The organism is Haemophilus sp. HN_Hi08 (genome assembly GCF_049824455.1).
Taxonomy (GTDB): domain Bacteria; phylum Pseudomonadota; class Gammaproteobacteria; order Enterobacterales; family Pasteurellaceae; genus Haemophilus; species Haemophilus influenzae_D.
Genome location: NZ_CP187493.1, coordinates 1136703 through 1149145 on the forward strand (window position 1 = coordinate 1136703; position 12443 = coordinate 1149145).

The window sequence follows — 12443 nt, forward strand, 5'->3', positions numbered from 1 at the left end:
AAAAAGTATATTCCAAAGTGCGGTTAGTTTTTATGTGTTTTTAATTAGAGAGAAAAATCGTCAAAATCATTCGTATCAACTTTTGAGTCAATTTGACCTACAAGGTAAGAACTTACTTCTACTTCTTGTGGTGCAACCTGTACGTTATCTGACACTAACCAAGCGTTAATCCAAGGAATTGGATTTGAACGTGTTTGGAATGGTAGTGGCAATCCAACAGCTTGCATACGGATATTGGTAATATATTCTACGTATTGAACTAAAATATCTCTGTTGAGACCGATCATTGAACCGTCTTTAAATAGATAATCAGCCCAGGCTTTTTCTTGTTCTGCCGCTGCAACAAATAAATCATAGGCCTCTTGTTTACATTCTTCCGCAATTTCTGCCATTTCAGGATCGTCTTGACCTGCTGCCATAATATTTAAAATATGCTGTGTACCTGTTAAGTGTAAGGCTTCATCACGTGCGATAAATTTAATAATTTTCGCGTTGCCTTCCATTAAACGACGTTCAGCAAAAGCAAATGAACAAGCGAAAGAAACGTAGAAACGAATAGCTTCAAGCGCATTAACACTCATCAGGCAAAGGTAAAGTTGTTTTTTCAAACTACGTAAAGTCACGACGCATTCTTTGCCATCTACGGTATAAGTTCCTTCGCCGTATAAGCCATAAAGTTGGCTATCACGGATTAAATCATCGTAGTAAGATGAAATATCCTGTGCGCGTTTGATGATTTCTTCGTTGGTCACGATGTCATCAAACACGATAGAAGGATCGTTCACAATATTACGAATAATATGTGTGTAAGAGCGAGAGTGAATGGTTTCAGAGAAGGTCCAAGTCTCAATCCAAGTTTCTAATTCAGGAATAGACACTAAAGGCAATAATGCTACATTCGGGCTACGACCTTGAATAGAATCTAACAAGGTTTGATATTTTAAGTTACTGATGAAAATGTGTTTTTCATGTTCAGGTAACGCGGCATAGTCAATACGGTCTTGCGACACATCTACTTCTTCCGGACGCCAGAAGAAAGAAAGTTGTTTTTCAATAAGCTTCTCAAAAGTCTCATATTTTTGTTGATCGTAACGTGCAACATTAACATTTTGACCAAAGAACATCGGTTCTTTTAATTGATCATTTTTATTTTGGGAAAAAGTGGTATACGCCATTTTATTTATCCTTTTAAATAGAAGTTATCATTTATTTAGCTTTCCCTGTTTATCAGGAGAAACTATCGAAGACTGAGGAAAGTATCCTAATTCATTATGTCGTGCTATCTTCCCCATAAGTTGGGGAAGACAATAGGGGCGTTTAAATTTTGCAAGCACCACCAGCACAGCCGTCATCAAGATCTTCTTGAACATCTTCGGCACCGTCGCGGGTGTTTTGATAGTAAAGGGTTTTTAAACCGTATTTGTAAGCGGTTAATAAATCTTTTAATAATACTTTCATTGGTACTTTACCGTCTTCAAAACGTTTTGGATCATAGTTTGTGTTTGCAGAGATCGCTTGATCCACGAATTTTTGCATAATACCAACTAAGTGTAAGTAACCGTCATTACTTGGAATATCCCAAAGTAATTCATAGTTATCCATTAAATTTTCATATTCAGGCACAACCTGTTTTAAGATACCATCTTTTGACGCTTTAATACTTACGTGACCGCGTGGTGGCTCAATACCATTAGTCGCATTGGAAATCTGTGATGATGTTTCTGATGGCATTAAGGCCGTTAATGTTGAGTTACGTAAACCAAATTCTTGAATATCTTTACGTAAACTTTCCCAATCATAATGTAGAGGCTCTTGTGTTAAAGCATCTAAATCTTTCTTATAGGTATCAATCGGTAAAATGCCTTTTGCATAAGTGGTTTCATTGAAGTATTCACACGCACCTTGCTCTTTTGCTAAGTTCATAGAGGCTTTCAATAAATAATATTGAATGGCTTCAAAAGTGCGGTGAGTTAAATCGTTGGCTGAACCATCAGAATAGCGAACACCATTTTTCGCAAGGTAATAGGCATAGTTAATGACCCCAATACCGAGTGAACGGCGTGCAAGTGAGCTACGTTTTGCTGCCACAATAGGGTAATCTTGATAGTCTAATAAGGCATCAAGAGAACGAACCGCAAGATCCGCAAGTTCTTCTAATTCATCTAAGTTTTCAATTTTACCTAAGTTAAAGGCGGAAAGCGTACAAAGTGCAATTTCCCCATTTTCATCGTTAATGTGTTGAAGCGGTTTAGTTGGTAATGCAATTTCTAAGCACAAGTTAGATTGACGAACTGGTGCCACTTGCGGATCAAACGGAGAGTGGGTATTACAGTGATCCACGTTTTGAATGTAAATTCGACCCGTTGATGCCCGTTCTTGCATCAATAAAGAAAAGATTTCAACTGCTTTAACAGTACGCTTACGGATAGTTGGATCTTGTTCGTATTTTACGTAAAGTTCTTCAAATTTATCTTGATCCGCAAAGAATGCTTCATAAAGTCCTGGCACATCTGATGGGCTGAATAAAGTAATTTCGCTGCCTTTAATTAAGCGTTGATACATTAGTTTGTTTAATTGCACGCCATAATCCATATGACGAACGCGGTTGTCTTCCACACCACGGTTATTTTTTAATACGAGCAAGTTTTCTGCTTCTAAGTGCCAAATTGGGTAATAAAGTGTTGCTGCACCGCCACGAACGCCACCTTGTGAGCAAGATTTCACTGCAGTTTGGAAATATTTATAGAATGGAATACAACCTGTATGGAATGCTTCTCCACCACGAATCTCACTACCTAATGCACGAATAGCCCCTGCATTAATACCAATCCCCGCACGTTGTGAAACATATTTTACAATAGCTGATGCCGTTGCATTGATTGAATCTAAACTGTCATCACATTCAATTAATACGCAAGAGCTGAATTGACGAGTTGGAGTACGCACACCCGCCATAATTGGCGTTGGTAAGGAAATTTTGAAAGTCGATGTTGCATCGTAGAAACGTTTTACATAATTCAAACGTGTTTCTTTTGGATATTTAGAGAATAGACTTGCGGAAACGAGCAAATATAAGAATTGTGCAGACTCGTAGATTTCTCCCGTCACACGGTTTTGTACTAAATATTTACCCTCCAATTGCTTCACGGCTGCATAAGAAAACGTCATATCACGCCAATGGTCGATGAAATTGTCCATTTCATCCCATTCTTCGCGAGTATAATCATCTAATAACGCTTGATCATATTTTCCCATACGTACTAATTTTTTGACGTGATCGTATAAACGAGGGGGATCGAAATGACCATAGGCTTTTTTACGTAAATGGAAAATCGCTAAACGAGCAGCTAAATATTGATAATCTGGCGAATCTTTGCTGATTAAATCTGCGGCTGCTTTAATGATGGTTTCGTGGATGTCTGAAGTGCGAATGCCTTCATAAAATTGAATATGTGAACGAAGTTCTACTTGGGAAACAGAAACATTGTCTAGTCCTTCAGCAGCCCACGTGATCACACGATGGATTTTATCAAGATTGATTTGTTCTTGCGTACCGTCACGCTTTGTAACCATTAAACTTTTATTCATTGTATTAGCCTTCTTGTTGTTATTTAAAACAGGATTTAAAACACAAGATATAGTGTTTTTATGAAAACGATGCACAAGATAATGTGTTTGAGAAAAGATCGCAAGTAATAAATTTTTTGTTTTAATTCTTGACAATAGATAACTTATTTAAAAATAAACGGTTTTTGTGAGAATAAAAATTAAAATTTTTTATTTATAAAAATAAGAAAAAGTGCGGTAAAAATTTGTTGAATTTTTCACCGCACTTTGAAAGATTAGTCTAGGTATTTGAATACTTTAATTACTTTTTTTACCCCGCTGATTTTGCTGGCAATGTCGGCTGCCGCATTGGCTTGGGATTGTGTGACGTTACCCAGTAAAAATACTTCTCCATTTTCACTAATCACTTTGATATCGGTGGCTTTAACTCGACCATCAACGAACATCTTAGATTTGACTTGCGTTGTGATCCAACTATCTTTACTTATTTGTGCAAAGGAAATTTTAGGGCCTATAGTGAGTTGGTTATAAGTATCATTAACGCCTTCAACGCCACGTGTTAAGTCCGTTGCTGTTTCCTTGACGTTATCATTTGGTACTTGACCGATTAAAAGTACTCGACCATTGTAAGATACGGCATTTACACGGCCTTCAGCCTTAATTTGGGCATCTTTTTCTACAGCATTTTCGACTTTAAATTCTAGGGTTTCGTCATCAATTTGTGTCCCTGTGGTTCGGGGATCTGTACCTACTTTAGCTGCGACAGCACCACCTCCAATCACAGCTGCAACACAGCCTTGTAGAAAAATAGTCGCCCCAAGCAGGATAGCGAGTTTTTTTAACGGGGATAATGTCATAATTAACTCCTTTTTAGATTAAATTACTATTAGTTTGAAAGTGATTTATTTTCCTGTCAAGCACTTGGGAATAAAGTCTGATCAACTAATTCACAAAGTGCATTAATCACAAAAAGATGGTTCTCTAAGATACGACTTTCTTTGCTGGCTGGGATTGATATTTCTAAATCCTTGTCTGCTAAAATTCCTTGAATGGCATCATTGTTAGAGCCAGTCAGCGCAATAACATTAATTTCTTTGCTGACAGCGTGGGAAATCGTATTTAGCACGATTTTTTCTGTCCCCAAAGGTGCAAAAGCAATAAGTAAGTCGCCCGATTTTGCAACAGCATTAAATTGATGACAATACAATTCTTCTGGCGATTGTTCAAAAACAAGTGAAGAACCCACCGCACTTTCTAAACTCAATAGTACAGAAGGGAAGCTCGGTCTAACTAACTCGTATCGATTCAGCAAGTTAGATACAAGAAACTGTGCATTAGCATAAGAACGTGACACGCCACAGGCGATAACCTTATTACCGCCTAATAAACATTGCATTACCATTTGTGTGGCGTTGGTAATATTTTCAGAAAGCATACTTGATGCTGCAATTTGAATTTGAATACTTTCGCTATAAATATCTTTTACTTTTTGTAACATTATAAAAAGCCGTTAATCGAGAAAATTAGGAATCCATTGAATATCTTGGGGCGTTTTGCCAAAGGCGATTAAATCAAAGCGGCAATTAGCATCTTCTAAGCTCATATTTTGTTTTGCAAGCCATAAATTTGCGGCATCTAACCATTTTTGTTGTTTTCGCCAATCTACGCTTTCTATAGCAGAACCAAAGGCGGAATGACTTCGTTGGCGAACTTCAACAAAGACGATAGTTTTTTTGTCATTCATTATTAGATCAAGTTCACCACATTTGAGATTTTGATTAGCCGCAATAAATGTTAAGCCTTTTGCTTCTAAAAAAAGGCGAGCTTGATGCTCAAAGCTCGCCCCTTGCTGACGTTTTAAAGAAAACATTAGTTTGCAACTGGTACAATTGCACCATCTTGATATTGATACCAAGTCATATCGCGTTCAACATTACAGTTGGTATCAGCACTTAAAATCCCTGTTAAGCCACTTAAGCGATAGCCTGGCACTTGGCGTAATTCATTGAATTGATTAATTAGCAACCACGCATCCGCACCCATTGCATATAAACGCATCAATTGATATTCGCCCCCCGTGGATTTTGCCAACTTCTGATATTGTGGAGAATTGGTATCTTTAAAAAATGGAATATCACTAAACTGTACACCGTTCATCTGTGCGATGAAGTCAGCATTAGTGTTTGTTGCACTTGCGCTTGCTCGAGAGCTGGCATAAATCGCTAAATTAGGCACGATATTTGTTAAATAACCTTTCATTTCTGCCAGTTCAGTTGGACTTGCTACGGCATAAAGTGCGGTTGTATTTGAGTTATTTTCTTGAACGAAATAAGTCACATCCGCAGGCAAATTGTAGTAACGGATATTCGCATCAGTACCTGCTAATTGTTGCCAACGTACATTAAAGGCATTGCCTACGCGTTGTCCTAAATCATTTTGTGGCATTGCGACAAGTGGATTACGCACGCCATCGTTCCACATTTTATTGGCAGCAGATTCAGCTTCATCTTCTGGAGAAAGTCCGTAATAACAAAGTTGAGGAATCGCACGAGAATTTGGTGTGGCATTTAATGCAAGCACATCCATACCTTGAATTTGAGCAGGATCCGCTAAAATCACATCAAGATTTTGTTTTAGTAATGGGCCAACTAAGGTTTTAATACCCGCCTGTTTTGCCTGCACAATAATATCTTGAACAGAATTCATTGAGGTATCAAATACTTGCACTGGAACGGTTGAGTTACCTTTTGCATCGTTGAAACCCGATTGAATGGTTGTACCAAGAATTTGTCCATCACCACTTAATGGCAGTAACAAACCAATTTGTGAAAGAGTTGTTTGCTGGAAATTTAATAAAGAAAGTAATTCTTTTGGAAATAAAATTGCGGCTGAATGATTTGGATAGGCATTTTTCCAGCTTTGTAGTGTTTGGCTTAATTGCACAGGCTGACGAATATAATCGTTGTAAGCTTTGATTAAAGTGAGCCAGCCACCTAAAGCCGCGCTGCCTTCATCAGAAGCATTATTGATTACGCCAGTATTCGCTGAACGCAATAAAGCCCAAGTTTTATCAATGTTATCTTGACGGCGTTGTACATCCGTTAAATTTTTATCCATTTCTATCCGCGCTTTTACCGCTTCAATAATGTCTTTACGGTTTTCGGCAACAATAGCTAAGATTTCGTAATAACGAGATTTTTGTGACGGGCTTAATTTATTCAAATCTAATACACGTAATTGATTTTGAGCGACCTCATTAGCATTTTTTGCAGCAGAAATTCTCGCTTCAATTAATGCTCGATCTAATTTTTGCGCATCATTTAATTCGCCTAATTCCCTTAATAACGCTTCCGATTGTTCAACTTTATTTTCACGGATTAACACGCGAGCTGCGAGCAATTTATAGGTTTGTTGATCTTCAAGTTCTTGTGTTTGCCCTAATTTGTTTATATAAAATTCAGAACTTGCATTTGCATCTTGTTGTAAGGTTTGTGTGAAATTGCTACCAAGTAGATTTGAACAGCCAGCTAAAGCCATTGACAATAAAATTGGCATTAAACGTTTTTTAAAACGTCCACCTTGTAATAGAATAGACATCTTTGCTCCATCATAAACAGACAATAGTTGTAGCAGATCTTACTTATCTCATAACTTAAAAGCAAACAAAAATGACTGATTTAACCGGAATTTTATACATTGTTGCCACGCCCATTGGTAATTTACAGGATATTACCCAGCGTGCTTTAGAGACTTTTGTGCAAGTGGATTTAATTGCAGCAGAGGATACTCGCCATAGTGGATTTTTATTGAGTCATTACGGCATTAAGAAGCCATTTTTTGCTTTGCACGATCATAACGAACAAGAAAAAGCCCATATTTTGGTGGAAAAGCTTAAGCAGGGGAGTAATATTGCTTTGATTTCTGATGCGGGGACGCCATTAATCAGTGACCCTGGTTTTCATTTAGTACGTCAATGCCGTGAAGCTGGCATTCGAGTTGTGCCTTTGCCTGGAGCCTGTGCGGCAATTACCGCACTTTGCGCATCGGGGATTGCTTCTGATAGATTTTGTTTTGAAGGTTTTTTACCTGCGAAAAGTAAAGCGCGCAAAGATAAATTAGAAAATATCGCCGAAGAAGACCGCACTTTGATTTTTTATGAATCTACCCATCGTATTTTAGATACGCTAGAAGATATGCAAGCGGTGCTAGGAGAAGAACGATATATGGTGTTAGCCCGTGAAATGACTAAAACTTGGGAAACGATTACGGGCAACACGATTAAAAATTTACGAGAATGGCTTTTAGAAGATCCAAATCGTACAAAAGGCGAGATGGTTTTGATTGTGGAAGGCAAACCAAAGTCTGACAATAACGATGAAATTTCGCCGCAAGCGGTAAAGGCACTTGAATTAATTGCAGAAGAATTGCCACTAAAAAAAGCAGCAGCTATTGTTGCGGAATTGTATGGTTATAAGAAGAATGCTTTGTATCAATTTGGATTAGCGCATTTGGAAAAATAACCTCAAAATCAACCGCACTTTATTAATCCGATTTTAATCTGTGTTGTTGTACTAAACGGATATAAGCACTCACAAGATATTTACTTTAGACTGGAAAAAATATGTTAAACCAAGTTTCAAATACATTACTCACGCCAAGCAATCTTTCAACTCAAACATTACTCAATATTTTTGATGTTATGTCGCATCGCAATATTGATTATGCCGATCTGTATTTTCAACTTAGCCAAGATGAAAGTTGGGTATTAGAAGATGGCATTATAAAAGAAGGCGGTTTTCATATTGATCGTGGCGTTGGCGTGCGGGCAGTTTCTGGCGAGAAAACAGGCTTTGCTTATGCCGATCAAATTAATCTTGCTTCTTTGCAGCAATGTGCAGAAGCTGTGAAAGGAATTGCGCAAGTCAAACAGGGAAATTTGATTTCGCCATCCGCTTTTAATGTTGTAAATCCTATTGCTCGTTATGCAGCGATTAATCCTTTGGAAAGTTTAACCAAAGAGAAAAAAATTGAGCTATTACATTTGGTTGATCGTACGGCTCGAGCTGAAGATCATCGTGTAACCAAGGTTTCAGCAAGCCTCAGTTCCGTTTATGAAGAAGTATTAGTCATGGCGACGGATGGTACACTAGCAGCAGATATTCGTCCTTTAGTTCGCTTATCTATTTCTGTGTTAGTAGAAGAAAATGGCAAACGTGAACGAGGCAGTTGTGGTTCTGGTGGACGTTTCGGTTTAGATTGGTTCTTTGAAATTGTTGATGGCGATATTAGAGCTGTAAGATTTGCTAAAGAAGCGGTTCGTCAAGCACTTGTAAACCTTAGTGCAATTGCAGCACCAGCTGGATTAATGCCTGTTGTATTAGGTGCTGGTTGGCCGGGTGTGTTGCTACACGAAGCAGTAGGTCACGGTTTAGAAGGCGATTTTAACCGTAAAGAAAGTTCACTTTTTACAGGCAAGATTGGCGAACAAGTAACTTCTCCATTATGTACAATTGTAGATGACGGCACCATTGAAAATCGTCGAGGATCATTGACTATTGATGACGAAGGTGTGCCAAGCCAGTGCAATGTACTTATCAAAGATGGAATCTTGCAAGGTTATATGCAAGATAAAATGAACGCCCGTTTAATGGGCGTCTCGCCAACAGGGAATGGACGACGTGAGTCTTATGCACATTTGCCAATGCCTCGAATGACTAACACCTATATGCTTGCGGGACAAAGTCACTTTGATGATTTGATTGCTTCTGTAGAACAGGGGATTTATGCACCGCACTTTGGTGGTGGGCAAGTGGATATTACCTCTGGTAAATTTGTATTTTCTACTTCAGAAGCTTATTTAATTGAAAAAGGGAAAATCACGAAACCAGTGAAGGGTGCAACTTTAATCGGTAGCGGCATTGAAGTGATGCAAAAAATTTCTATGGTTGCAGATAAATCAGAACTTGATTTAGGTATCGGGGTTTGTGGTAAAGAGGGACAAAGTGTACCCGTTGGCGTAGGGCAGCCAGCATTAAAAATTGATGAAATTACTGTTGGTGGAACAAATTAAGTCGAATTTGTGTGAAAGATCACAAAATGCTTATCAAAATTGGATTTTTACTGGTAATTCTATTCAAATTTTTATAGCCTCTGCTAGATTTTATTTCTTTTAATTATTTGAAATTATGTTGAAAAGAATTTTAGTTATTATTGGTTTAGCTGTATTAGCAACGGCTTGTTCTAATACACCACGAACGGCAAATCATCAGATTATTTCGGAAAATGATGATGTTCAATTAACGGGTTTAATTAATAATTTAGAAAAAGATAATCGAACAGGTATTTTTCACAAAGTGAGAACAAACCGCTCCTCGGCTTTGATGGGCGATAAGGCTCTCGCTAGTGTATATAATGAATGGGTTGGCACTCGTTATCGTATGGGCGGTACGACTAAACGTGGTATTGATTGTTCAGCATTTATGCAAACAACTTTTTCTGAAGTTTTTGGTATTGAATTGCCTCGTTCTACGGCTTAACAGCGTCATTTAGGTAGAAAAATAAATAAATCCGAACTTAAAAAAGGCGATTTAGTTTTCTTCCGTAAAAATAATCACGTTGGTGTTTATATTGGTAATAACCAATTTATGCACGCAAGTACAGGGCAAGGTGTGACGATAAGTTCCCTTGATGAAAAATATTGGGCTAGAACCTATACTCAATCGCGTCGTATTATGTAATATAAAAAAACCGAACATTAAGTTCGGTTTTTTGATAAAAATTTCCTCTTTTAGTCGAGGGGATTTTTATTATTCTTTAAATTCTTCCATCATTTCTTGTGCTTTTTTTACCATATCTTCTGAACCCACAAATAATGGAACACGTTCATGAAGTGCGGTTGGTTCGATATCTAAAATTCGACGATAACCATCTGTTGCGACACCACCAGCTTGCTCCGCTAAAAATGCAATAGGATTGCCTTCATATAATAAACGGAGTTTTCCATTTGGATAGTTGGTTGCACTTGGGTAAATATAAATGCCGCCTTTTAATAAATTGCGGTGGAAGTCTGCTACAAGTGAACCAATATAGCGAGATACGTAAGGGCGATGAGTCGCTTTATCTTCTTCTTGGCAATATTTAATATATTTTTTCACACCTTGTGGGAATTTCAGGTATTGTCCTTCATTGATGGAATAAATTTTGCCCTCTTTTGGCATTTGCATATTTTCGTGTGACAGACAGAATGTACCGATAGACGGATCATAAGTGAAACCATTCACACCGTGACCAGTGGTATAAACCAACATTGTTGATGAACCATAAACAATATAACCCGCCGCGACTTGTTTATTACCTGGTTGCATAAAATCTTCTAAGGTAACAGGTGAGCCAATTGGAGATACGCGACGGTAAATAGAGAAAATTGTTCCTACAGATACGTTTACATCAATATTTGAAGAACCATCAAGGGGATCCGTTAAAATAATATATTTTGCATTACGGCCACGTTCTGTATCAAACGCAATAAAACTTTCTTCTTCTTCAGATGCAAAACCAGCCACTTCTTCACGTGCCATTAATGCCGCTTTCATCGTGTTATGGGCGAATAAATCGAGTTTCATTTGACTTTCGCCTTGTACATTTTCAATACCAGATTGACCGAGAATATTTGTTAAACCTGCTTTGTTAATATCTCGATGAATAATTTTCGCTAAAAGACGAATTGACGACAAAATACCACTCAATTCCCCCTTTGCGTTTGGATATTCAGCTTGGCGTTCAACGATAAATTCACTCAATGTTTTCATAATTTTCCTTTTAGTTTTTCATAATACGTTGATTAATTATAGGGAGTTTGGAGTGTAAACTCTAATGGCAGATTATCAGAATGAGATCTTTATCACAAAAATTTCACATTAATTGTTGTAATTTTTAGAAACTATCGCTTATTTTTGAATAAATTTTGGAGTGTTTTTATGCATTTGCGCTCCAAATAAACTTGGGCTACCATAACCGCACTTTATTAAGCCAAAAGGTAAAAAATGAAAATTGCATTAGGCATTGAGTATAATGGACAAAATTATTATGGTTGGCAGAGACAAGAAAAAGTCCGCAGTGTACAAGAAGAATTAGAAAAGGCACTTTCTCACATTGCAAATGAAAAAATTGAAATATTTTGTGCGGGGCGAACGGATTCTGGCGTAAGTGGAACGGGGCAGGTTGTTCATTTTGAAACCAATGCGGTTCGCCCAGAGAAGGCTTGGGCTTTTGGTACGAATGCTCATTTACCTGATGACATTGCAGTGAGTTGGGCAAAACAAGTCGATGATGAATTTCACGCCAGATTTTCTGCAACAGCACGCCGTTACCGTTATATTCTTTATTGTAATAAATTACGCTCTGCGATTTTAGCGGGAGGAATGACACATTGTCATTTAGATTTAGATGCGGAAAAAATGCATCAGGCAGGACAATGTTTACTTGGCGAACATGATTTTTCCTCTTTCCGTGCAGCACAATGTCAATCCCATACCCCTTGGCGTAATGTGCATCATTTGAATGTGTCTCGTATCGGGCAATATATTATTGTGGATATTCAGGCGAACGCTTTTGTGCATCATATGGTGCGTAATATTGTGGGAAGTTTGATTGAGGTCGGTGCTGGAAATCAGCCGATTGAATGGATGCAATGGCTACTTGAGCAGAAAAATCGTCAGCTTGCTGCACCAACAGCAAAACCCGATGGATTGTATTTGGTTGATGTGATTTATCCGCAGAAGTTTGATATTCCTAAACGCCCAATTGGCCCTTTATTTTTAGAGGATGGTTTATTAAATCGTACTTTGAAATAAAGCGTAATTTAATCCTTTAAATAA

General features: G+C 37.8%; 10 protein-coding genes and 1 pseudogene. 4 read left to right on the plus strand and 7 right to left on the minus strand.

The features are described from left to right. Positions 1-44 precede the first annotated feature (44 nt). The 6 genes from nrdB to ACPT8O_RS05605 all read right to left on the minus strand — a co-directional run bounded on the left by nrdB (position 45) and on the right by ACPT8O_RS05605 (position 7164). Entirely contained in the window at positions 45-1175 is a 1131-nt protein-coding gene (gene nrdB / locus ACPT8O_RS05580; protein ID WP_005650087.1) for a class Ia ribonucleoside-diphosphate reductase subunit beta, read from the minus strand. Positions 1176-1317: 142 nt separating this feature from the next. Beyond that, a complete protein-coding gene (nrdA, locus tag ACPT8O_RS05585; RefSeq protein WP_041175349.1) occupies positions 1318-3588 on the minus strand; it encodes a class 1a ribonucleoside-diphosphate reductase subunit alpha in 2271 nt (756 codons plus the stop codon). Between the two features lie 254 nt (positions 3589-3842). Beyond that, on the minus strand, positions 3843-4424 hold the full coding sequence (gene dolP, locus ACPT8O_RS05590) for a division/outer membrane stress-associated lipid-binding lipoprotein (protein WP_021035355.1): 582 nt from the start codon (positions 4422-4424) through the stop codon (positions 3843-3845). Between the two features lie 56 nt (positions 4425-4480). Further along, positions 4481-5065 carry a D-sedoheptulose-7-phosphate isomerase gene (locus ACPT8O_RS05595; protein ID WP_021035354.1) on the minus strand — a complete coding sequence of 195 codons (585 nt, stop codon included), beginning with the start codon at positions 5063-5065 and terminating at the stop codon, positions 4481-4483. Positions 5066-5077: 12 nt separating this feature from the next. Next, positions 5078-5437, minus strand: a complete 360-nt coding sequence (locus ACPT8O_RS05600) for a YraN family protein (protein WP_054249404.1) — start codon at positions 5435-5437, stop codon at positions 5078-5080. After that, complete coding sequence (locus tag ACPT8O_RS05605) at positions 5437-7164, minus strand: penicillin-binding protein activator (RefSeq protein ID WP_021035352.1); 1728 nt, start codon at positions 7162-7164, stop codon at positions 5437-5439. Before ACPT8O_RS05605 ends, ACPT8O_RS05600 begins: the two co-directional genes overlap by 1 nt. A gap of 71 nt (positions 7165-7235) precedes the next feature. On the opposite strand from ACPT8O_RS05605, the gene rsmI reads away from it, so the two are divergent. From rsmI to ACPT8O_RS05620, 3 genes and pseudogenes are all read left to right on the plus strand, one after another. After that, positions 7236-8087, plus strand: coding sequence for a 16S rRNA (cytidine(1402)-2'-O)-methyltransferase (rsmI, locus tag ACPT8O_RS05610; protein WP_021035351.1), 852 nt, complete (start codon positions 7236-7238; stop codon positions 8085-8087). Positions 8088-8188: 101 nt separating this feature from the next. After that, complete coding sequence (tldD, locus tag ACPT8O_RS05615) at positions 8189-9637, plus strand: metalloprotease TldD (RefSeq protein ID WP_021035350.1); 1449 nt, start codon at positions 8189-8191, stop codon at positions 9635-9637. 115 nt (positions 9638-9752) lie between these two features. Then, positions 9753-10304: pseudogene (locus ACPT8O_RS05620) on the plus strand (NlpC/P60 family protein). Between the two features lie 69 nt (positions 10305-10373). Here the strand turns inward: ACPT8O_RS05620 and fbp are convergent. Then, complete coding sequence (gene fbp, locus ACPT8O_RS05625; protein WP_012054441.1) at positions 10374-11375, minus strand: class 1 fructose-bisphosphatase; 1002 nt, start codon at positions 11373-11375, stop codon at positions 10374-10376. 234 nt (positions 11376-11609) lie between these two features. Here fbp and truA point away from each other — a divergent pair, with 234 nt between their 5' ends. After that, positions 11610-12419, plus strand: a complete 810-nt coding sequence (gene truA, locus ACPT8O_RS05630) for a tRNA pseudouridine(38-40) synthase TruA (protein WP_021035348.1) — start codon at positions 11610-11612, stop codon at positions 12417-12419. Positions 12420-12443: the final 24 nt, after the last annotated feature.

Excerpts from the sequence above, each read along its gene's own strand:
- nrdB (WP_005650087.1), bottom strand. The coding sequence starts at position 1,175 with ATGGCGTATACCACTTTTTCCCAAAATAAAAATGATCAATTAAAAGAA.
- nrdA (WP_041175349.1), bottom strand. The coding sequence starts at position 3,588 with ATGAATAAAAGTTTAATGGTTACAAAGCGTGACGGTACGCAAGAACAA.
- dolP (WP_021035355.1), bottom strand. The coding sequence starts at position 4,424 with ATGACATTATCCCCGTTAAAAAAACTCGCTATCCTGCTTGGGGCGACT.
- ACPT8O_RS05595 (WP_021035354.1), bottom strand. The coding sequence starts at position 5,065 with ATGTTACAAAAAGTAAAAGATATTTATAGCGAAAGTATTCAAATTCAA.
- ACPT8O_RS05600 (WP_054249404.1), bottom strand. The coding sequence starts at position 5,437 with ATGTTTTCTTTAAAACGTCAGCAAGGGGCGAGCTTTGAGCATCAAGCT.
- ACPT8O_RS05605 (WP_021035352.1), bottom strand. The coding sequence starts at position 7,164 with ATGTCTATTCTATTACAAGGTGGACGTTTTAAAAAACGTTTAATGCCA.
- rsmI (WP_021035351.1), top strand. The coding sequence starts at position 7,236 with ATGACTGATTTAACCGGAATTTTATACATTGTTGCCACGCCCATTGGT.
- tldD (WP_021035350.1), top strand. The coding sequence starts at position 8,189 with ATGTTAAACCAAGTTTCAAATACATTACTCACGCCAAGCAATCTTTCA.
- fbp (WP_012054441.1), bottom strand. The coding sequence starts at position 11,375 with ATGAAAACATTGAGTGAATTTATCGTTGAACGCCAAGCTGAATATCCA.
- truA (WP_021035348.1), top strand. The coding sequence starts at position 11,610 with ATGAAAATTGCATTAGGCATTGAGTATAATGGACAAAATTATTATGGT.